The 21732-nt window shown below is 73.8% G+C and carries 16 protein-coding genes; 10 read left to right on the forward strand and 6 right to left on the reverse strand.

The window, feature by feature from the left end:
* The first annotated feature begins 10 nt into the window (after nucleotides 1-10).
* The 6 genes from FHX31_RS06510 (at nucleotide 11) to FHX31_RS06535 (ending at nucleotide 7459) form a co-directional block, all read left to right on the forward strand.
* Nucleotides 11-3361: an error-prone DNA polymerase gene (locus FHX31_RS06510; RefSeq protein WP_013475771.1), complete on the forward strand. Its 3351-nt coding sequence runs from the start codon at nucleotides 11-13 to the stop codon at nucleotides 3359-3361.
* Nucleotides 3362-3457: 96 nt separating this feature from the next.
* A complete protein-coding gene (locus FHX31_RS06515) occupies nucleotides 3458-3637 on the forward strand; it encodes a hypothetical protein (RefSeq protein ID WP_013287622.1) in 180 nt (59 codons plus the stop codon).
* Nucleotides 3638-3668: 31 nt separating this feature from the next.
* Entirely contained in the window at nucleotides 3669-4400 is a 732-nt protein-coding gene (locus FHX31_RS06520; RefSeq protein WP_013475772.1) for a methyltransferase domain-containing protein, read from the forward strand.
* Nucleotides 4397-5572 (forward strand): alkaline phosphatase family protein, encoded by a 1176-nt coding sequence (locus tag FHX31_RS06525; protein ID WP_114921031.1) that lies wholly within the window; start codon nucleotides 4397-4399, stop codon nucleotides 5570-5572. Before FHX31_RS06520 ends, FHX31_RS06525 begins: the two co-directional genes overlap by 4 nt.
* A gap of 110 nt (nucleotides 5573-5682) precedes the next feature.
* Nucleotides 5683-6942: a DNA polymerase IV gene (locus FHX31_RS06530; RefSeq protein ID WP_184975468.1), complete on the forward strand. Its 1260-nt coding sequence runs from the start codon at nucleotides 5683-5685 to the stop codon at nucleotides 6940-6942.
* A 115-nt stretch (nucleotides 6943-7057) separates the two neighbouring features.
* Nucleotides 7058-7459, forward strand: coding sequence for a DUF3040 domain-containing protein (locus FHX31_RS06535; RefSeq protein ID WP_013287618.1), 402 nt, complete (start codon nucleotides 7058-7060; stop codon nucleotides 7457-7459).
* Nucleotides 7460-8264: 805 nt separating this feature from the next.
* On the opposite strand, the gene FHX31_RS06540 is transcribed toward FHX31_RS06535, so the two are convergent.
* Genes FHX31_RS06540 through FHX31_RS06550 form a run of 3 tightly spaced genes read right to left on the reverse strand, consistent with a single transcriptional unit; the run spans nucleotide 8265 to nucleotide 13102 of the window.
* Complete coding sequence (locus tag FHX31_RS06540; RefSeq protein WP_013475775.1) at nucleotides 8265-10730, reverse strand: transglutaminase TgpA family protein; 2466 nt, start codon at nucleotides 10728-10730, stop codon at nucleotides 8265-8267.
* A gap of 16 nt (nucleotides 10731-10746) precedes the next feature.
* Nucleotides 10747-12045, reverse strand: coding sequence for a DUF58 domain-containing protein (locus FHX31_RS06545; protein WP_030271900.1), 1299 nt, complete (start codon nucleotides 12043-12045; stop codon nucleotides 10747-10749).
* A gap of 1 nt (nucleotide 12046) precedes the next feature.
* Nucleotides 12047-13102: an AAA family ATPase gene (locus FHX31_RS06550; protein WP_013287615.1), complete on the reverse strand. Its 1056-nt coding sequence runs from the start codon at nucleotides 13100-13102 to the stop codon at nucleotides 12047-12049.
* A gap of 397 nt (nucleotides 13103-13499) precedes the next feature.
* Between FHX31_RS06550 and leuS the strand changes: the two genes are divergently transcribed.
* Nucleotides 13500-16340, forward strand: a complete 2841-nt coding sequence (gene leuS, locus FHX31_RS06555; RefSeq protein WP_184975471.1) for a leucine--tRNA ligase — start codon at nucleotides 13500-13502, stop codon at nucleotides 16338-16340.
* A 46-nt stretch (nucleotides 16341-16386) separates the two neighbouring features.
* On the opposite strand, the gene FHX31_RS06560 is transcribed toward leuS, so the two are convergent.
* Genes FHX31_RS06560 through FHX31_RS06570 form a run of 3 tightly spaced genes read right to left on the reverse strand, consistent with a single transcriptional unit; the run spans nucleotide 16387 to nucleotide 19053 of the window.
* Entirely contained in the window at nucleotides 16387-17064 is a 678-nt protein-coding gene (locus FHX31_RS06560; RefSeq protein WP_377648918.1) for a TVP38/TMEM64 family protein, read from the reverse strand.
* 29 nt (nucleotides 17065-17093) lie between these two features.
* Complete coding sequence (locus tag FHX31_RS06565; RefSeq protein WP_091331119.1) at nucleotides 17094-17816, reverse strand: type 1 glutamine amidotransferase; 723 nt, start codon at nucleotides 17814-17816, stop codon at nucleotides 17094-17096.
* Complete coding sequence (locus FHX31_RS06570; protein WP_013287611.1) at nucleotides 17806-19053, reverse strand: MurT ligase domain-containing protein; 1248 nt, start codon at nucleotides 19051-19053, stop codon at nucleotides 17806-17808. Before FHX31_RS06570 ends, FHX31_RS06565 begins: the two co-directional genes overlap by 11 nt.
* Nucleotides 19054-19408: 355 nt before the next feature.
* Between FHX31_RS06570 and mraZ the strand changes: the two genes are divergently transcribed.
* The 3 genes from mraZ to ftsL all read left to right on the forward strand — a co-directional run bounded on the left by mraZ (nucleotide 19409) and on the right by ftsL (nucleotide 21732).
* Nucleotides 19409-19840 carry a division/cell wall cluster transcriptional repressor MraZ gene (gene mraZ, locus FHX31_RS06575; protein ID WP_013287610.1) on the forward strand — a complete coding sequence of 144 codons (432 nt, stop codon included), beginning with the start codon at nucleotides 19409-19411 and terminating at the stop codon, nucleotides 19838-19840.
* A 204-nt stretch (nucleotides 19841-20044) separates the two neighbouring features.
* Nucleotides 20045-21154 carry a 16S rRNA (cytosine(1402)-N(4))-methyltransferase RsmH gene (gene rsmH, locus FHX31_RS06580; RefSeq protein WP_091332207.1) on the forward strand — a complete coding sequence of 370 codons (1110 nt, stop codon included), beginning with the start codon at nucleotides 20045-20047 and terminating at the stop codon, nucleotides 21152-21154.
* Nucleotides 21151-21732 carry a cell division protein FtsL gene (ftsL, locus tag FHX31_RS06585; RefSeq protein WP_013475782.1) on the forward strand — a complete coding sequence of 194 codons (582 nt, stop codon included), beginning with the start codon at nucleotides 21151-21153 and terminating at the stop codon, nucleotides 21730-21732. Before rsmH ends, ftsL begins: the two co-directional genes overlap by 4 nt.

Here is a 21732-nt window from a genome sequence, read left to right on the forward strand (position 1 = left end):
GGAGCGCGGGGTGAGCTTCCACAACCCGAAGATGCCCTGGTCGAAGCTGGAGCAGGTGCTCTCCGGCCGGGCCGGGGGCGAGCGGCACCTGCACGTGGTCGACCCGCTCGCTGTCGACGCCGACGGCGGTGACTCACCGGCCTGGAGCCGCAAGCGCCAGGAGTACCGGCCGCCGGAGCTGGCCCGCCCGGACGGCGTGGTGCCCTACGCGGAGCTGCACGCGCACTCCAACTTCAGCTTCCTCGACGGGGCCAGCCACCCGGAGGAACTGGCCGAGGAGGCGGCCCGGCTCGGGCTCACCGCCCTCGCCGTCACCGACCACGACGGCTTCTACGGCGTGGTGCGCTTCGCCGAGGCGGCCCGCGCGCTGCGGCTGCCGACGATCTTCGGCGCGGAGCTGTCCCTCGGGCTGCCCGGCCCGCAGAACGGCGAACCCGACCCGCTCGGCCGGCACCTGCTGGTGCTCGCGCACGGCCACGAGGGGTACGCGCGCCTGGCCGCCACCATCTCCCGGGCCCAGCTGCGCGGCGGGGAGAAGGGCCGCCCGGTCTACGGCGAGCTGGAGGAACTCGCCGCCGAGCTGCGCGACCACGTGCTGGTGCTCACCGGCTGCCGCAAGGGGCACGTGCCCGCGGCGCTGCTCACCGAGGGCGTCGACGCGGCGGCCCGGGAACTGGACCGGCTCACCGCGCTGTTCGGCGCGGAGACGGTGGCGGTGGAGCTGACCGACCACGGCCATCCGGTCGACGCCGACCGCAACGACGCGCTCGCCGACCTGGCCGCCGCGGCCGGGCTGCCCACCGTCGCCACGAACAACGTGCACTACGCCACCCCGGGACGGCGTCGGCTGGCCACCACCGTGGCGGCGGTCCGGGCCCGGCGCAGCCTCGACGAGATCGACGGCTGGCTGCCCGCCGCGGCCACCGCCCACCTGCGCAGCGGCGCGGAGATGGCGGCGCGGTTCGCCGCGTACCCGGGCGCTGTGGCGCGGGCCGCCGAGTACGGCGCGGAACTCGCCTTCGACCTTCAGCTGGTGGCGCCGAGGCTGCCGGCGTACCCGGTGCCGCCCGGGCACACCGAGATGAGCTGGCTGCGCCGGCTGACCATGGACGGCGCCCGCGAGCGCTACGGCCCGCCCGAGGCGCACCCGGAGGCGTACGCGCAGCTCGAACACGAGCTGCGGATGATCGAAGACCTCGGTTTCCCCGGCTACTTCCTGGTGGTCTACGACATCGTCGCCTTCTGCCGGGCGCAGGACATCTACTGCCAGGGCCGGGGCTCGGCGGCCAACTCGGCGGTCTGCTACGCGCTGCGCATCACCAACGTGGACGCGGTCCGGCACCGGCTGCTGTTCGAACGCTTCCTCGCCCCGGAACGCGACGGCCCGCCCGACATCGACGTGGACATCGAGTCCGACCGCCGGGAGGAGGTGATCCAGCACGTCTACGCCCGCTACGGCCGGGAACACACCGCCCAGGTCGCCAACGTCATCTCGTACCGGCCCCGGTCGGCGGTGCGGGACGTGGCGAAGGCGTTCGGCTTCTCACCCGGCCAGCAGGACGCCTGGAGCAAGCAGATCGACAGGTGGGGTTCGGTCGCCGCGGTCGACGTGGCGGACATCCCGGAGCAGGTGGTCGCGTACGCCAACGAGCTGCAGACGTTCCCCCGGCATCTGGGCATCCACTCCGGTGGCATGGTGATCTGCGACCGGCCGGTGATCGAGGTGTGCCCGGTGGAGTGGGGCCGGATGCCCGGCCGCAGCGTGCTCCAGTGGGACAAGGACGACTGCGCCGCCGTGGGCCTGGTCAAGTTCGACCTGCTCGGTCTCGGCATGCTCTCGGCGCTGCACTACGGCTACGACCTGATCGGTTCCCGCCTCGACCTGGGCGACATGACGCTGGACGACCCCGAGGTCTACGACATGCTCTGCCGGGCCGACTCGGTGGGCGTGTTCCAGGTGGAGAGCCGCGCCCAGATGGCCACGCTGCCCCGGCTCAAGCCGCGCGAGTTCTACGACCTGGTGGTGGAGGTGGCGCTGATCCGGCCCGGCCCGATCCAGGGCGGCTCGGTGCACCCGTACATCAGGCGCAAGAACGGCCAGGAACCGGTCACGTACGCGCACCCGCTGATGCGCAACGCGCTGGAGAAGACGCTCGGCGTACCGCTGTTCCAGGAGCAGCTCATGCAGCTCGCCATCGACCTGGCCGGGTTCGACGCGGCCGGCGCCGACCAGCTGCGCCGGGCCATGGGGGCGAAGCGGTCTGTGGAGCGGATGGCGCAGATCGCCGACCGGCTCTACGCCGGGATGGCCGAGCGGGGCATCACCGGCGAACTGGCCGACGACGTCTACCGCAAGCTCACCGCGTTCGCCAGCTACGGCTTCCCGGAGAGCCACGCGATGAGCTTCGCCTACCTGGTGTACGCCAGCTCGTGGCTCAAGCGCTACCACCCCGGCCCGTTCCTGGCCGCGCTGCTGAACGCCCAGCCGATGGGCTTCTACTCGCCGCAGACGCTCGCCGACGACGCCCGCCGGCACGGCGTCGAGGTGCGCCGGCCGGACATCAACGCCAGCGGCGCCAAGGCGGTGCTGGAGTCCACCCCGGAGACCCGGTGGGGCAGCGTGCCGGGCGAGCCGCCGCACGCCTGGGGGCTGGGCGGCCCGGCGGTACGGCTCGGGCTGGGCAGCGTCCGTACCCTCGGCGAGGACGTGGCCGAGCGGATCGAGGCGGAACGCGCCGCGCACGGGCCGTACCGGGACATGCCGGACCTGGCCCGCCGCGTCGGTCTCACCGCCGCGCAGCTGGAGGCGCTGGCCACCGCCGACGCGTTCGCCTGTTTCGGGCTGACCCGGCGGCAGGCCCTCTGGGCCGCCGGCGCGGCGGCTCAGGACCGGCCCGGCCGGCTGCCCGGCACGGTGACCGGCGCGGACCCGCCCACCCTGCCCGGCATGGCCGCGGTGGACCGCCTGGTCGCCGACGTCTGGGCCACCGGCCTGTCCCCGGAGAGCCACCCGGCCCGGTTCATCCGGGACCGCCTCGACGAACTGGGCGCGGTGCCGATCGCCCGCCTCGGCCAGGTGCCACCCGGGCAGCGGATCCGGGTCGGCGGGATCGTCACCCACCGGCAGCGCCCGGCGACCGCCGGCGGCGTCACGTTCCTCAACCTGGAGGACGAGACCGGGATGCTCAATGTCACTTGCTCCCCGGGGTTGTGGCAGAGATACCGTCGAGTCGCCCGCACCAGCGGAGCACTTGTGGTGCGGGGCCGGCTGCAGCGGCACGAGGGCGTCACGAACCTCACCGCGGACCGGCTGGACGCGATCGAGCCCCCCGTCACACCGGCATCCAGGGATTTCCGTTGATGTAGTGATCCACATTACGGTTTCTCCGAGCCGGAGGCGGGAGACTCCCGACGCGGGTGGGCAGAGTGGCCCACCCGGGGTATGGGGGATGAATCGATGACCTTCCACCGCACGAACGCCGGTGGCGTGGCGAACGCCCGACGGACCCGCCTCGGTGCCGACTGGGCACCCACGCACGAGGCCGAGCCGCGGGAATACCAGGTGACCGACGGCCCGGTGGCCAACCACCAGCGTTCCCGCGCCGAGGACGACCCCGCCGGCGGCGGCGAGTCCTGAACCCGGGCCGGGGGGTGACTAGGCTCGGCGCGTGGAGCAGATCCGAACCCTCACCCCCCGCACCGCCGTCATCTGGTCGGTGCTCCGGGCCGAGCTGGACCGGCGGGCCGGCGAACGACTCTCCGTGCTCGACGTCGGCGGCGGGACCGGCGGCTTCGCCGTCCCGCTTGCCGAGGCCGGTCACCGGGTCACAGTGGTCGACGCCAGCCCCGACGCGCTCGCCGCGCTGACCCGCCGGGCCGCCGAGGCCGGGGTCGCCGATCGGGTACGCGCGACGCAGGGCGACGCCGACGCGCTCACCGGACTCGTCGAGCCGGCCACCGTGGACCTGGTGCTCTGCCACTCCGTCCTCGAGGTGGTCGACGACCCGGAACCGGTGATGTCCGCGCTGGTCACCGCGTTGCGCCCGGATGGCGCGGCGAGTGTGCTGGTCGCCGGCCGGGCCGCCGCCGTGTTCGGCCGGGCGATGAACGGGCAACTGGACGCCGCCGCCGCGCTCGCCGCCGACCCGCACGGCACCACCGGCGGCCGGGACACGCTGCGCCGCCGCTACGACGCCGCCGACGCGAGCGCGCTGCTCACCGCCGCCGGCCTCGTCGTGGAGGAGATCCACGGGGTACGGGTGCTCGCCGACCTGCTCCCGGCCGCGGTCGCCGACGGCCAGCAGGCTGCACTGGTGGAGCTGGAGCGTGCCCTCGCCGCCCGGTCCCCGTACCGGGATCTCGCCGCCCAGTTGCACCTGTTCGCCCGCCGCCCGGCATGACCGGCCCGGCTCCCGATCCGACGCCCGGTCCGCTCGACCGGGTGGCGCCGCGCTACGACGGCGGCAGCATGATCGACGTGCTGCCCAGCGCGCTGGCGCTGCTCGGCGTACCGGGCGCGACCGACCGGCTCGGCCTGGCCCCGCGCCTGGCCGGGGTACGCCGGATCGCGGTGCTGCTCGTCGACGGCCTCGGCTGGTACCAGATCCCCACCGCCGCCCCGTACGCCCCGACGCTCGCCGGCCTCGCCGCCACCGTCGGCCGGCCGCTCACCACCGGCTTCCCGTCCACCACCCCGACCAGCCTGGTCAGCCTCGGCACCGGCACCCCGTCGGGCGCGCACGGCGTGCTCGGCTTCACGGTCCGGGTGCCCGGCACCGATCGGGTGCTCAACCACGTCGACTGGACCGGCGACCCCGATCCGGCGAGCTGGCAGCCGGTGCCCACCTGGTACCAGCGGGCGCGCGCCGCCGGGGTCGCGGTGACTGTGGTCAGCCGACCCGAGTTCGCTGGCAGCGGCCTCACGCTCGCCGCCAACCGGGGCGGCGACTACCGGGGTGCGGCAGGCGTCGACGCGCTCGCCGCCCGGATGCTGGCGGCGCTGGCCGCCGGGGACGGGCCCGCACTCGTCTCCGGCTACCACCCCGACCTGGACCGGCACGGGCACCTCAGCGGCGTCGACTCCGCGCCCTGGCGGACCGCCGCCGCCGAGGTGGACGTACTACTGGCCCGGCTCGTCGACGGGCTGCCGCCGGACGCCGCGCTGCTGGTCACCGCCGACCACGGCCAGCTCGACGTGCCCGCCGGGCACCGGATCGACCTGGACACCGACCCCCGGCTGCGCGCCGGGGTACGGGTGGTCGCCGGTGAGCCCCGGGTCCGCTACCTGCACGTCGAGCCGGGCGCCGAGGCCGACGTGGTGGCAGCCTGGACCGAGGTGCTGGGCCCGGCCGCGCAGGTGCTGACCCGGGCCGAGGCGGTGGCGACCGGCTGGTTCGGGCCGGTGCCCGAGGCACACCTGACCCGGATCGGCGACGTGGTGGTGGTCTGCCGGGACACGTACGCGGTGGTCGCCACCCGCTCCGAACCGCCGATGGCGTCGCGGCTGGTGGCGTACCACGGCGCGGACACCGCCGCCGAGATGACGGTCCCGCTGCTGGTGGTCCGGGGCTGATCCCGGTTCGTCCGTGCTGGTGCGCTGGTGGCCGCGGGTCCGGGTCGGCCCCGCCTCGTGCGGGGTCGGCGGGCGGTGGGGTTGTCGGACCGGCGGGCTAGCCTGCTGGCATGGGCCGCAGCCAGTCGTTGCCCCGAGGCGGTGACCCCCGCTTCGGGCCGGACGCCGACGACACCGGCTGCACCATCCTGCACGTCGACATGGACGCGTTCTACGCCTCCGTGGAGGTGCGCCGCCGCCCCAAGCTGGGCGGCCGGCCGGTGGTGGTGGGCGGCGTCGGCCCGCGCGGCGTGGTCAGCTCCGCCAGCTACGAGGCCCGGCGGTACGGCGTCCGCAGCGCGATGCCCACCGCCCGCGCCCGGGCGCTCTGCCCCGGCGCGGTCTACCTCCCGCCCGACTTCACCGCCTACACCGAGGCGTCGCGGGCGGTCATGCGGATCTTCCGGGACGTCACGCCGCTGGTCGAGCCGCTGTCTCTGGACGAGGCGTTCCTCGACGTGGCGGGCGCCCGACGGCTGTTCGGCCGGCCCGCCGACATCGCCGCGCTGATCCGCCGCCGGGTCGCCGAGGAACAGCGGCTGACCTGTTCGGTGGGCGTGGGGCCGAGCAAGTTCGTGGCGAAGCTCGGCTCCACCCGGGCCAAGCCCGACGGCCTGCTCGTGGTCCCGGCCGCACAGGTGCTGGAGTTCCTGCACCCGCTGCCGGTGTCCGCGCTGTGGGGCGTGGGGGAGCGGTCCGCGGACGCGCTGCGCCGCCTCGGTCTGCGCACCGTACGCGACCTCGCCGAGGCACCGGCCGGCCTGCTGCGCCGGGCGGTGGGCGAGGCGTCCGCCGCCCACCTGCACGAGCTGGCCTGGGGGCGTGACCCGCGCGGGGTCACGCCCGAGCAGGTGGAGAAGTCGATCGGCGCGGAGGTCACGTTCGACACCGACGTGAGCGACCCGGACGAGATCCGGCGGTCCCTGCTCGCGCTCGCCGACAAGGCCGGCGCTCGGCTGCGGGCGGCCGGGCAGGTGGGCCGTACCGTGTCGCTCAAGGTCCGTTTCGCCGACTTCCGGACGATCAGCCGCTCCCGCACGCTCGCCGTGCCCACCGACACCGCCCGGGAGATGTTCGACACGGCCTGGGCGCTGTGGGGCGCGCTGGCCCCCGGCGAGCCGGTTCGGCTGGTCGGGGTCCGGATGGAAGGTCTCGCCCCCGCAGGGGAGACCCCTCAGCAGCTCACCCTGGGTGCGCCCGAGCGCGGCTGGCGCGAGGCGGAGGCGGCGGCCGATGCGGCGGCTGCCCGATTCGGGCGGTCCGTCATAGGTCCGGCCAGTCTTCTCGGCCGTCGTGATACACGACAAGTCGAAAAACCGACCCGGCCGTAGGTCGTCCCGCTTTCCGACGCGCGGGGGCCCTCGTAGACTTGCGGGTAAGCAGCCGGTTGGCTGCCACGGTCTGTCGGCCCGCCCGGGCCGACCAACGTGACCGGGGAGGAGTGCCGTGCCGCTCTCGGAGCACGAGCAGCGGCTGTTCGAGCAGATCGAGCGGTCGCTTGCCGAGGACCCCAAGTTCGCCTCGGCCGTGCGCGCCAGCGACCCGCGTTTCCACGCGCGGCGTCGCGTGCTCGTCGCTGCCGGCGTGGTCGTCGCTGGTCTGGCCCTGTTGATCTACGGTGCCGTGATCAAGATTCCCGCGGTGGCCGTGGCGGGTTTCGTCGTCATGCTGGGCTCGTTGGGCTACGCGGTGCAGTCGCACCGCCGATCCCAGTCGCCCGACCTGCACGTGGTCGGCGGCACAACGAGCCGGCGTCGTCCCCGTGGCCGCAGTGGTGGTGGTCGCCGGGGCTCCTTCCTCGACCGGATGGAGGACCGCTGGCGGCAGCGCCCGGAGGGCCACCGCTGACCGCGTCCCGCCCCTGACCCGGGGAGGGAAACCGGCGGCGCCTCCGTAACAGACCGGCAAGCGCCGCCGGGGCGACCTGCTGCCGGTCGCCGTGGCAACGCGGGCGAGAGCCCGCGCTCAACCGTGCCCGCAATCGGTCCCACCGTCCGCCACTCACCGTCCGGACCGCCGCTCGGCGCGCCCCCGGCGGTCCGCCTCCTCTGCACACCGCCGGCGCCTCCGTCAGCACATGGTGCCCGGATCGCCCCGCACGTGAGCGTGTGCACCGCGCCCGGGTCGCGCCGCACGTGAGCGTGTGCACCGCGCCCGGATCGCCCCGCCACGTCAGCATGTGCACCGCGCCCCGGGTCGCGGCAGGGCAGCTCACCCCCTCGTGCCCAAGCCTCCCCGCCTCAGCGCACGGCGAGCACCTCCCGCCGCTCACCAGCAGGCGCACACCCGCCCTTCACCCGCGATCTTGCACTTTCGGCCCGAGCGGTGCCCAGAATGTCCCGTTCACCCGGGCACGAACTGCAAGATCGCCGAGACGGGGCGGTGTGCCCAGCTCACCTGATCAGCCCTGCTCGCTCGGCAGGCGGGATTCGCTTCCCGTATCCCGGGAGCCGCCGTAGATCTTGGAAGGAAAGTGCCCCTATGGGGGCCATTTCGTACCAAGATCTCGGGCGCATCCGGTCCAGAAGCGGTGATCAAGGAGTTTGTGTCTTCAGCAGGGCTGGATTTGGACACAAACTCCTTGATCAACGCCGTGGGGGTGGGCGGGGAGGGACGGGGAGGGGAGGGCAGGAAGGGGTGGGCGGGGGGTGGGTCAGCGGGCGGGGCGGTGGGCCAGGAGGCGGCGCGGGCTCCAGCGCGACATGCGCTGCCGGACCTGGCCGCTCGTGGTGACCACCCTCGCCGACCGCTCGGCCAGGCCGGTACGCCAACGCTGCAGCACCGACGGGGGCAGCAGCGCGGCCAGCAGCCGGGTACGGCGGTCCGCGCCCGCCGCCAGCGCGCCCCGGACCGTACGCAGCGCCGGCTGCAACTCCGTGTCGGTCAGCGGGTCACGGGCGTAACGGGCTCGTTCCTCGGCGCGGCCGAGCAGGCGTACCCCCGTTGCGGCGTCCCCCCTCTCGGCGAGCGCCTCCCGGGCCAGCCGCTCGGCGGTGGCCCGTGGGGTCTCCGTGCGGTCCACCCGGACGTGGAAGTCGACGAGCGTGTCGAGCAGCTCGTCCCAGGCGGCGTGCGCGTCGGCGCGGGCCGCCTCGGCGTCCACACCGACGACGACCTGCCGTGTTTCGCCGCGCTGGCCCGGCACCGGCAGCGCGGTGGCCGCGGGCGTGACCGCCCGGACGCGCCGGCGGCGGCGCAGGGCGGAGCGGCGCAGGGCCGGTACGGCGAGCAGCGCCAGCAGCGCCAGCGCACCGGCCAGCCACCACGGCCAGACCGGGCTCTCCTCGGCCGGGCCGCCCTGGTTCAGCGTCAGGCCCTGGTCGGTGTCCTTGTCGAGCCGGTCCGCCTCGTTCGGCCCGGCCGACGGGCCGGCCGCGTCGGGAGCGCTGGTGCTGCCGGTCGAGGGGGTGACCTCCTCGGGGGCGTCGATGTCCGGCGCCCAGGCCGAGCGGACCGAGCCCGTCACGGCCGCCGCCGGGGTGGCGTCGAACGGCACCCAGCCGATCCCGCTGAAGTTGACCTCGGTCCAGGCGTGCAGGTTGCGGTTGGTCAGCACGTACGTGCCGCTGTCGGCCTTGCTGCCGTTGGTGAACCCGACGGCGACCCGGGCCGGGATGCCGGCGGCCCGGACCAGCCAGGCCATCGCCGCGGCGTACTGCTGGCAGTAGCCGACCTTGGTGGCGAGGAAGTCGGTGATGTCCTCGCCGCTGCTGCCGTTGCGGGTGGACAGCGCGTAGGTGAAGCCGTTCTCCACGGAGAAGTAGTCGTAGATCGCCCGGACCTTGTCGTAGTCGTTCGACTTGCCCTTGACCAGCTGCGCGACCAGTTCCTCGACGGCCGGGACGGACGGCCGCTCGGTCTGCTGCCGCATCACCGGGCTGTCCGAGGGCAGCGACGGGGCCGCGCGCAGCGCCGCCGGGCTGAATGTGGACCGTACGTAGTCGAACGAGTAGCTCTTGCCGCGGGCGTTGTCCCGGTTGGAGAAGACGACCTGCTGGTTCGGGTCGTACAGCCAGTTACCGTTGAGGTCGTCGGTCTTGACCGGCTCGGCGTAGACCGGCATCAACGGCATGTTCAGGTTCTTCGTCACCTCGACCGTGGCGCGGTAGCGCTGCTGGTCGACGCCGCGCGGGGCGCGTTCCCCGGGGTCGGGCAGCGGGCGGGTGATCGGCCGCCCGGTCGGCACGCGTGCCTGGAAGCCACTGGGGCGCAGGTCGTCGACGACACCCAGGCGCAGGTAGAACGGCGTCGTCTCGTTGGTGCTGACCTTGACCAGATCGAGTTCCTCGCTCTGGTTGAGCTGGCCGCTGAGCGCCGCGAACAGGTCGACCCGGCCGGAGCTGCCGCCCTGGCCCGGCCGCCCGCTGCCGTCGCCGGGCCCGGCGCCGACGTTGTTCAGCAGCCCGCCGGTCATCCCGGGCACTGCGAGCGGCAGCGCCACCGCCACGATCACGCCGACCACTGCGAGCCGCCGTCCGGCCGCGGCCAGCGGGGACGCCTCCCAGACGTCCACGTCGCGGCCCTCGCCGGTGAACCGGCGGCCGAACCGGCGTACCCGGTCGACGTTGTCGGTGACCAGCAGCCAGAGGTAACCGGCGGCGCCCACCACGAACGGGGTGGCCGGGACGCTGTCCACGTAGACCGCGACCGGCACCGAGTAGATGGCGAGCATCGGCAGGCCGGCCAGCGCCGGACGGCGCAACCCGACCGCGAGCACGTCCACCACCACAGCGACCGCGCCGATGCCGAGCACCGCGAGGAACAGCAGCGAGTCGACGTCCGGCACCTTCACGCCGTACGAGCGCATGTCCTGCAACGACGTCTGGAGCAGGTCGCCGAAGTGGGCGAACGTGGCCGGGGTCGGTACGAACGCGAGCAGTTCGGTGCCGCCGGGGAAGACCCACGTCAGGCCCAGGGTGAGCCCGGCCAGCATGGCCAGCACCTGCCCCCACAGCGGCATCCGGCCCAGCCGGCTCAACGCGGCCGAGCCGGCCACCACGGCGACCACGACGGCGGCCTGGATCAGCCAGGTCCAGCGTTCGAAGATCGCCGACAGTGGGGCCGCCGCCAGCAGCGTCGCCGCCGCGGCGACGAACCCGATGTTGCGGTGCGGGGTCACAGGACCATCCCTCCGGTCATCGTCGTCCGCCGGCCACCGTCTCGGCCATGGCCGCCCGCAGCGCGAAGCCCTGCGAGCCCCGCCCGGCCTGCGGCCACAGCATCGGCAGGCGGGTGCCGTGCTCCACCCCGATGACCCGCCAGCCGCTCTGCAGCAGCGCGAGCGCGGCGGCGCCGTGCGCCCGCTCCGCCTCGGTCCGGGCGTTCGGGGGCAGGTTGAGCCAGGTGTTGCTGTCGAGCAGGAACGCCACGCAGGTGGCCCCGTTGCCGCGCAGCCCGGCCAGCAGTTCCGCCTCGGCGGTGCCGAGCGTGCCGAGCAGCGCGATGATCAGACCGCCGTCGGCCCGCTGCCGGACCTGCTGCACCAGCGTGGTGATCTCGCCGCGCCGGTCCAGGTGCACGTCGGCGAGGTGGTCGAGCAGCAGTCCCTCGCCGCCTGCCTCGGCGGCGCCGACGTCGGCGCCGTTGCCGGTGACCAGCCGGAGCTTGTAGCCGGCCTCGCGCAGGTGCACGGCGATGCTGGCGGCGGCCGAGACCGCCCACTCGAAGCTGGCCGTCGGGCCCTCGCCCCGGTGCCCGGCGGCGCGGGTGTCCAGCACCACCGTCGCCCGGCTCTCCCACGGCTGCTCCTCGCGGCGCACCATCAGCTCACCGGTGCGGGCGGTGGACTTCCAGTGCACCCGGCGCAGGTCGTCGCCCATCCGGTACTCCCGGGTGGCGGCGTCGTCCTCGCCGTGCACCGCCACCGAGCGGGCCCGGCTGTCGCCGCTGCCGGCGTACTCACCGGGCAGCCGGACCGACGGCAGCGGGGTGACCTGCGGGATCACCGTGAGGTGGTCCGTGCTGGGGAACGACCGGGTCAGCTCGCACAGGCCGAACGGGTCGGTCAGCCGGATCACCAGCGGCCCCACCTCGTAGCGGCCGCGCACGTCCGCGCGGACCGTGTACGCCACCGAGCTGGCCTGGTGCGCGCCGAGCCGCTCCAGCACCACCCGGGGCCGGCTGCCCAGCGCGTACGGCAGGCGGTCCTCCAGCAGCAGCGTGCCGGTGGGCAGCCGGGACAGGTTCTGCAGCCGCAGCACCACCCGGGAGCTGGCGCCGACCGGCACCCGGTGCGGCTCCAGCGACCTGTTGCAGGCCAGCTTGTACCGGCTGCGCCCGACGTACGCGGCCGCCAGCAGCGGCAGCACGGCGAGCAGGACCGCCACCCGGAGCAGGTCCTTCTCGCCGAGGATGCCGGCGGAGATCGCGGCGGCCACCGCGGCCGCCAGGAAGGAGCGGCCGCGGGTGGTCAGCCCACGCAGGCCGTCGCGCACGTCACGGCCTCCGCGGCTCGTACGGCCCGCGGCCGTTGTTGCCGCCGCCGGGGCGGGTGTCGTACGGCGACCGCTGCCGGTCGTGCGGCAGCGGCAGGCGGTGCACCAGCTCGGAGACGATCGCGTCGGTGGTACGCCGGGCCAGCTGCGCGTCGGCGGTCGGGATGATCCGGTGCGCCAGCACCGGCACCGCGAGGACCTGGAGGTCGTCCGGCAGGACGTAGTCGCGGCCCTCCAGGGCGGCCACCGCGCGGGCGGTGCGCAGCAACTGGAGCGTGGCCCGGGGGGACGCGCCGAGGCGCAGGTCGGGCGCCTCCCGGGTGGCGGTGACCAGGTCGATCGCGTACTGCTTGACGGCGTCGGCGACGTGCACCTGCCGGACGTGGCCGATCAGCCGGCGGACGGTGGCCGCGTCGGAGACCGGCCGCAGCCCCGGCAGCGGGTCGGTGGCGCCGTGCCCGTCGAGCATGGCCAGCTCGGCGCGCGGGTCCGGGTAGCCCATGGCGATGCGGGCGGTGAACCGGTCGCGCTGCGCCTCGGGCAGCGGGTAGGTGCCCTCCATCTCGATCGGGTTCTGCGTCGCGATCACCATGAACGGCGTCTGCAACTGGTAGGTGACCCCGTCGACCGTGACCTGCCGCTCCTCCATGCACTCCAGCAGCGCCGACTGGGTCTTCGGCGAGGCCCGGTTGATCTCGTCGCCGACCACCAGGTTGGCGAAGACCGCGCCGGGGCGGAACTCGAAGTCGTGCGTCTCCTGGTTGTAGACGCTGACGCCGGTGACGTCGCTGGGAAGCAGGTCGGGGGTGAACTGGATCCGCCGGACCGAGCAGTCGATGGACCGGGCCATCGCCTTGGCGAGCTTGGTCTTGCCGACGCCGGGCACGTCCTCGATGAGCAGGTGACCCTCGGCCAGCAGCACCGCCAGGGCGAGCCGGACGGTGGCGGTCTTGCCCTCGATGACCTGCTCGATGTTGGCCACGATGGCCTCGCTGGCGGCGCGGAACTCGTCGTGCGGCAGCAGACCGCCCACCTCGTCCCAGGTCTGTTGTGTCACGGGCCTCCTCCTCGTCGCCTGGACGGCAGCTCTTTATAGAGCACCTGGACCCGCCGTTGGGTTCGCGACGCCGAGCCTCGTCTGCCGCAGAAATCTCATTGGTATCTCAGGCTAACCATGTTTGTCGTTACTGCCGACTCCCGCAGGTGGTCGGTCGGTTACGCCCGGAATATTCGCCGGACCGGGGGACCGGCCGCCGCGGGTGGAACGGGCGCGCCGCCGCCGAGGGGTGCGAGGTACACTGCCTGCATGGCCGGGTTCTTCCTGCTTCTTACCGAGCCGTGTTGATGCGCTGAACGCGCGACAGCACGGCCGCCCCTCCTGCGCGAGGGGCTTTTTTGTGCCCGCAGCAGACCGCCCACAATTTTTTCGAATCGATCCGCGCCGAGGAGACGCCATGAGTGAGGCAGCCGCACCGGCGACCGACATCCCCCCGTTCCGGTACACCGCCGCCCTGGCCGACGAGATCGAGCACCGCTGGCAGGACACCTGGGAGCGGGAGGGCACCTTCCATGCGCCGAACCCGGTCGGTCCGCTGGCCGACCCGGGCCACCCGCGGGCGGGCGCCGAGAAGCTGTACGTGCTGGACATGTTCCCGTACCCGTCCGGCGCCGGCCTGCACGTCGGGCACCCGCTGGGCTACATCGGCACCGACTGCTACGCCCGCTACCAGCGGATGGCCGGGCGCAACGTGCTGCACGCGATGGGCTTCGACGCGTTCGGCCTGCCCGCCGAGCAGTACGCGGTGCAGACCGGCACCCACCCCCGGACCACCACCGAGGCCAACATCGAGCGGTACCGGGAGCAGCTGCGCCGGCTGGGGCTGGGCCACGACGAGCGGCGGTCGGTGGCGACCATCGACACCGAGTTCTACCGCTGGACGCAGTGGATCTTCCTGCAGGTCTTCAACTCCTGGTACGACGCGGACGCGTGCAAGGCCCGGCCGATCGCCGAGCTGATCGCCGAGTTCGAGGGCGGCACCCGCGCCACCCCGGACGGGCGTCCGTGGGCCGAGCTGTCAGTGGGGGAGCGGCGGCGCGTCGTCGACGACCACCGCCTGGCGTACGTCTCGGAGGCGCCGGTGAACTGGTGCCCGGGGCTGGGCACCGTGCTGGCGAACGAGGAGGTCACCGCCGACGGCCGTTCCGAGCGCGGCAACTTCCCGGTCTTCAAGCGCAACCTGAAGCAGTGGATGATGCGGATCACCGCGTACGGGGACCGGCTGCTGGAGGACCTGGACACACTGGACTGGCCGGAGCCGATCAAGCTGCAGCAGCGCAACTGGATCGGCCGGTCGACCGGCGCGCACATCGACTTCCCGACCGACGCCGCCCCGGTGCGGGTGTTCACGACCCGGCCGGACACCGTCTTCGGCGCCACCTACATGGTGCTGGCGCCCGAGCACGAGCTGGTCGACGTGCTGACGCCGGCCGCCTGGCCGGAGGGCACCCGGGACGCCTGGACCGGTGGGCACGCCGGCCCGCGTGAGGCCGTCGAGGCGTACCGGAAGGCCGCCGCGGCCAAGACGGACGTGGAGCGGCAGGCGGACAGCAAGGAGAAGACCGGCGTCTTCGTCGGCGCCTACGCCACCAACCCGGTGACCGGCGGGCAGATCCCGATCTTCATCGCCGACTACGTGCTGGCCGGGTACGGCACCGGCGCGATCATGGCGGTGCCCGCCCAGGACGAGCGGGACTGGGACTTCGCCGAGGTCTTCGAGCTGCCGATCGTGCGGACCGTGCAGCCGCCGGAGGGCTTCGACGGCAAGGCGTACACCGGTGACGGCCCGGCGATCAACAGCGCCGCGCCGGAGCGCGGCATCGACCTGGACGGCCTGGGCGTCACCGACGCCAAGGCGCGGATCATCGAGTGGCTGGAGGCCAACGGGCACGGCGCCGGCGCGGTCACCTGGCGGCTGCGCGACTGGCTGTTCTCCCGGCAGCGCTACTGGGGCGAGCCGTTCCCGATCGTGTACGACGAGTCCGGTGCGCCGATCGCGCTGCCCGAGTCGATGCTGCCGGTCGAGCTGCCCGAGGTGGAGGACTTCTCGCCGAAGACGTTCGACGCCGACGACGCCGACAGCAACCCGGAGACCCCGCTGTCGAGGCGGCGCGACTGGGTGGAGGTGGAGCTGGACCTGGGTGACGGGCCCAAGCGCTACACCCGCGAGACCAACGTGATGCCGCAGTGGGCCGGTTCCTGCTGGTACGAGCTGCGCTACCTGGACCCGACCGACTCGCAGCGTTTCGCCGATCCGGAGAACGAGGCGTACTGGATGGGTCCGCGCCGCGACGGCGACTGCGGTGGCACGGACCTGTACGTCGGCGGCGCCGAGCACGCGGTACTGCACCTGCTGTACGCGCGCTTCTGGCACAAGGTGCTGTACGACCTGGGCCACGTCTCGTCGTTCGAGCCGTTCCGCCGCCTGTTCAACCAGGGCATGATCCAGGCGTACGCGTTCGTCGACGCGCGCGGCGCGTACGTGCCCGCCGAGGAGGTCGTCGAGGTCGACGGCCGCTGGTTCCACGGCGAGACCGAGGTCCGGCGCGAGTACGGCAAGATGGGCAAGTCGCTGAAGAACGTGGTCACCCCGGACGACATGTGCGCGGCGTACGGCGCCGACACGTTCCGGGTGTACGAGATGTCGATGGGCCCGCTGGAGGTGTCCCGCCCGTGGGAGACCCGGGCGGTGGTCGGCTCGTACCGGTTCCTGCAGCGGGTCTGGCGCACCGTCGTCGACGAGCAGACCGGTGAGCTGCGGGTCACCGACGAGCCGGCCGACGAGGCGACCCGGCGGCTGCTGCACAAGGCGATCGACGGGGTCCGCGCCGACATGGACGGGATCCGGTTCAACACCGCCATCGCCAAGCTGATCGAGCTGACCAACGGCCTGACCCGGCTGGCGCGTACGCCGCGCGAGGTGGCCGAGCCGCTGGTGCTGATGGTCGCCCCGTTCGCCCCGCACATGGCCGAGGAGCTGTGGCGCAAGCTGGGCCACGACACGTCGCTGGCGTACGCGGACTTCCCGGTCGCCGACCCGGCCCTGCTGGTGGCCGAGTCGGTCACCTACCCGGTGCAGGTGAACGGCAAGGTCCGGGGCCGGGTCGAGGTGCCCGCCGACGCGTCCGAGGAGACCGTCCGCGCGGCGGCGCTGGAGGCGGTCGCCGGCACGCTGGGCGGCAAGGAGCCGCGCAAGGTGATCGTGGTGAAGGGCCGGATGGTCTCGGTCGTCGCCTGACGCCCGCAGGTGGGCGTGTCCACTTCGGGGACACGCCCACCGACGGTCAGGGCGCGCGACGCCGTCGTTCGGCCCGCCACCAGCGGTGGATGATCAGCACGCTGGCGATCAGGCCGAGGCTCGCAGGCGCGGCCGCGTACCAGTTGATCGAACCGGGTGTGGTCACGGCCGCGCCGATCGCCGCGTAGCCGATGGCGGTGGGCGCGGAGGCGATCACGCTGCCGGCCAGGAACGGCATGACCCGGGCCGCGGTGGTGCCGTAGCCGTAGCTGACCAGCCCGAACCCGGCGATCGGCAGCAGCCGTACGGTGACCACGCCGAAGACGCTCTGCCGGGCGAACCAGCCGTCGAGGCGGGCCAGCCGGCCGCGTACCCGCTCGGCGACGAAGTCGCGGCCGAGCACCCGGCCGACCGTGAAGCCGATGGCCGCAGCGAGCAGCGCCGCACCGAGCGCGTACGCGGCGCCCTGCACCGGCCCGAAGATCGCGCCCGCGGCCAGCGTGACGAACGTGCGGGGCACCAGCGCCACCAGCAGCAGCGCGCCGCCGACCACAGCCGCGGGCGGCCCGTAGCCACCCAGCGAGTCGGCGAGCCGGGGCAGGTCGGCCGGGTCCGGCCGGGGCACCAGCAGCAGCGTCACGCCGAACCCGGCGAGCAGCAGCAGGAGCAGCCCGAACCGGCGCGCCGAGGGCTGCCGCAGCAACCCGGCGAGCCGGCGGGCCACCGGTCGCCGCCCCGGCCGGGCGGCGTCGGTCACGGCCTCGGTGCGGCGGCCACCGCGGCGCGGCGCTCGGAGCGGAGGCGGTCGGCCCAGGTGTCGTCGAGCGGGGGGAGCTGGTGGATGCCGGTCGCCCAGCGCAGCAGCAGGTCGGCCAGGTCGGGGTTGCGCGCCAGCGCCGGGCCGTGCGAGTAGGTGCCGAGCAGCTTGCCCCGCCACGCGCCCTCGGTGGCCCCGTCGTTGCCGACCCCGGTGGTGACCCGGGCCAGCGGGGACACGCCCGGACCGAGGTGGGTGCGGCCGCCGTGGTTCTCGAACCCGGACAGGTGCGGGATGCCGAGCCGCGGGTCGACCTCGCCGGCCAGCTCGCCCACCGCCCGGGTGGGTCCGCGGTCGGAGGAGAGGTCGAGCAGCTCCAGCCCGGCGCACCGGGTGCCCTTGGCGAAGAACGAGGTGCCGAGAAGCTGGTAGCCGGCGCAGACGCCGAACACCACCGAACCCTGGGCCACCGCCCGGTGCAGGCCGCCGTCGGCGATCAGACGCTGGGCGCCGAGCGCCTGCGGGCCGTCCTCGCCGCCGCCGAGCAGGTAGATGTCGGCGGTGGCGGGCAGCCGCTGGTCGGAGCGGACCTCGAGCACCTCGACCGGCATGCCGCGCAGCTGGGCCCGGCGGGCCAGGATCAGCGCGTTGCCCCGGTCGCCGTATGTGGACAGCAGGTCGGGATAGATCCAGACGATGCGCAGGCTCTCAGTTGACACGGTCCAGCTCCGCTCGGATGTCCTGGAAGGCGGTGTAGTTGGCGATGACCTCCAGCCGGCCCGGCGGCACGGCGCGGACGGCCTCGTCGAAGCTGCGGACGTGCTGGAACGGCACGCCGTTGACCTCCAGTCGCACCGCCAGGTCGTACGCCCGGTCGCCGGTGATCAGCACCTGCCGGCCGGTCAGCGGGGAGAAGTCCACGTCGAACAGCCACGAGGTGTCCAGCCCGTCGGGGTCGCGGGCGTTGATGGACAGCAGTGTCGGCGCGACGTCGGCCATGTCGAACGCCTCCAGCCAGCTCGCCGGGTTCTTCGCCAGCAGCAGCCGGATGTTGCGCCCGTCGCGGTCCACCTGGGCGTAGCGGCCGGCCACCGAGGTGACGGTGCCGAGCCGGGACACCGCGTCCACCGGGCGTACGCCGAACTCGGCGGCGACGGCCAGCGCGGTGGCCGCGTTGCCGAGGTTGACCTTGCCGGGGAGCTGGAGCTGGATCTTGTGCCAGGCGCCGGTGGGGTCGAGCACGCCGTCGTCCTCGACCGTCCAGTGCGGCTCGGGGCGACGCAGCGGGCAGCCGGTGCACCACCACTGCTCGCCGGAACGCTGGATGGTGGAGCCGCACTCGGGGCAGACCCAGGAGTCGTCGTGCCAGCGCTGCCCGGCGCTGAACCAGGTGACGTGCGGCGGCACGTGGCCCTGGGCCGGGTCGGCCGGCGGGCAGGCGGCCCACACCACCATCGGGTCGTCGGCGTTGGCGACCACCCGTACCCGCGGGTGCCGGACCAGGGCGGCGCGCCAGAGCTGCGCCATCATGGCGACCTCCTTGGCGCGGTCGAGCTGGTCGCGGGAGAGGTTGAGCAGCGCCACCACGTGCGGCTCGGTCGCCTCCAGCACCTGGGCGAGGTAGTGCTCGTCCACCTCCAGCACCGCGTACGGCGTGCTGCCGGCCTTTGCGAGCGCCGAGGTGTGGCCGGTGGGCATGTTCGCGCCGAAGGAGTTGGTGGCGACCCGGCCCAGCACGCCGACCGCGGCGGTGGTGAGCCGGGTGGTGGTGGTCTTGCCGTTGGTGCCGGACACCAGGGCGATGGCGCGCCCGGCCGAGAGATGGGCGAGCAGGTCCGGGTCGATCTTGAGGCCGATCCAGCCGCCGATCACCGAGCCGTCGCCACGGCCCGCGGCCCGCGACAGCGCCGCGGCGGTGCGCGACACGGAGCTGGCCACCTTTGCCCGCAAGGGCATCTTCGCGTCCGTCACCCGAGCGAGGTTACCGGACCGCCACCTCCACCAGATCGCCGCCGACGGCGAACCGTTCGGCCGGGGACGGCCCGGCGGACGGGCGGAGCGCGCGGGGCCGGACGGCGGCGGTCGATGTCGGGTAGCGGACGGTGTGGGGCGCGCCCCACCCCCTCCACTCCGCCCCACCCGCGTTGACGTGCGGTTTTGCGCGCGGAAACGCCACGCCGCGCGGGCGATTCTGGTTGCAGGTGGAGGGAAGTGGAGTAGAGTGGGGCGCGATGGTGAGGCCGGGAGGGCCACACCGGCCCGGGGGGTCAGCGGCGCCGCGAACGCCGCTCAGGGCGAGGGGGTTGGGCCGATGTTCCTCGGCACCCACACTCCGCGCCTGGACGACAAAGGCCGGTTGATCCTGCCGGCGAAGTTCCGGGACGAACTGGCGGGGGGTGTCGTGATCACCAAAGGGCAGGAGCGCTGCCTCTACGTCTTCCCGATGCCCGAGTTCCAGCGGATCGCGGACCAGTTGCGCGCGCAGCCGATGACGAGTAAGGCGGCCCGGGCCTACAGCCGGGTCTTCTTCGCCAGCGCGCACGACGAGGTGCCGGACAAGCAGGGGCGGGTCACCATTCCCGGCCACCTGCGGTCGTACGCGGCACTGGACCGGGATCTGGTCGTGATCGGAGCGAGCACCCGGGTGGAGATCTGGGACAAGGCGGCCTGGGAGGCCTACCTCGCGGAGAGCGAAGACGACTTCGCCGACATCGAGGAGGGGGTGCTGCCCGGCGGTCTGTAGGGCGTGACGGCGCCCGACGTACTGCGAGATCTCCAGCCGCTTTCGAGTTCCTGGCACCCCTTCCCCGGTGCCAGGCGCACGATCCGACACGGAGGGCCGCGGCCTCCGGCGGGCGGGAGCGGATGGGGATCTGGCGGTATGGCGAGGCGTCGTGGCGACGACGGACACATGACGGAACGGTTGGCGAACGGGGTGGGGGTCGAGATGGGGGAGCTACGCGGCACGCACGTGCCGGTGCTGCTCGAGCGGTGTCTCGAGCTGCTGGCCCCCGCACTGGGCCGGCCCGGTCGCACCGTGCACGTCGACGCCACGCTCGGCCTGGCCGGGCACGCCGAGGCGGTGCTCTCGGCGCATCCGGACACGGTGCTGATCGGCCTGGACCGGGACACCGAGGCGCTCGCCCACGCGCGGGTCCGCCTGGCCCGGTTCGCCGACCGGATCCACCTGGAGCACGCCGTCTACGACGAGCTGCCCGAGGTGCTCGACCGGCTCGGTTACCCGGCGATCGACGGGGTGCTGTTCGACCTCGGCGTCTCGTCCCTGCAACTGGACGCGCCCGACCGCGGGTTCGCGTACGCGCAGGACGCGCCGCTGGACATGCGGATGGACCAGACCCGGGGGGTGACCGCCGAAGAGGTGGTCAACACGTACTCCCACCCGGACCTGGCCCGCCTGCTGCGGGTGTACGGCGAGGAGAAGTTCGCCGGGAAGATCGCCTCGGCGATCATCCGGGAACGGGAGCGCAACCGGATCACGTCCTCGGCCCGGCTGGCCGAGCTGGTCCGGGACGCCATTCCGGCACCGGCCCGACGAACCGGTGGACACCCGGCAAAGAGAACGTTTCAGGCTTTGCGGATCGAGGTAAACAGAGAACTGGCAGCGCTGGAGACGGCGCTGCCGGCTGCTCTGGACAAGCTCACAGTGGGCGGCCGCATGGTGGTCCTGTCCTACCACTCGCTGGAGGACCGGCTCACCAAGCAGGCGCTCGCCGACCGGGTCCGAAGTAAGGGCCCGGTCGACCTCCCGGTCGAACTGCCCGGGTCGGGCCCGACGTTCCGGCTGTTGAGCCGGGGCGCCGAGCTGCCCGGGGAGGCGGAGGTGGCCGCGAACCCGCGTGCCGCCTCGGTGCGGCTGCGGGCCGCGGAACGGCTCGACCCGGAGGCGGCCCGGCAGGGGCGTACCGACCGCGAACGGTACCGCCGCCGGGTGAAGGCGATGCACCAACCGGGGACGGGGTCACCGGGGTCCGGCAAGGATCCCGCGTCGGCCCCGGGGGACGCGAACGGGACGGACGAGGAGGGGGAGGGGACATGAACGTCGAGAAGCGCGACGGCCGGGGAGCCGTCGGGCAGCGCGCACCGCGGTCGGGGGGCCGGACCGCGGCGCAGCGCACCACGCGGGACACGACAGCGACCGACCGCCGGGAGGCGACTCGCGCCCGGGGGACGCGCGAGTTCCCGACGCAGGGCAGCGCCGCCCTGCGGCCGGCCGAGCGCACCCGGGTCACCGGTGCGCCGGCGCCGCGCCTGCGGGTCGCCCCGCCGGCGCCGATCCGGGTGCCCCGGGCTCCGTTCGTCGCGCTGATCCTGGTGCTGGTGGTCGGTGGGGTCCTGGGCATCCTGGCGGTCAACACCAAGATCAACGAGAACGCGTTCAAGCTGGAGAAGCTCCACCAGCAGCAGGCCAAGCTGGACGTGGACGAGCAGGAGCTGAAGAAGGAGATCGCCGAGCAGAAGGCGCCCGGCAACCTGACCGCCAACGCCCGGCGGCTCGGCCTGGTCGAGTCCGAGGACCCGGCCTACATCCGGCTGCCGGACGGGCAGACCATCGGGGTGCCGCACCCCGCGCAGGGCGCCCCGTCGGTCACCAGCCAGCAGGGCAACGGAGGCTGA

This window comes from Micromonospora sp. CNZ286, from assembly GCF_014207755.1.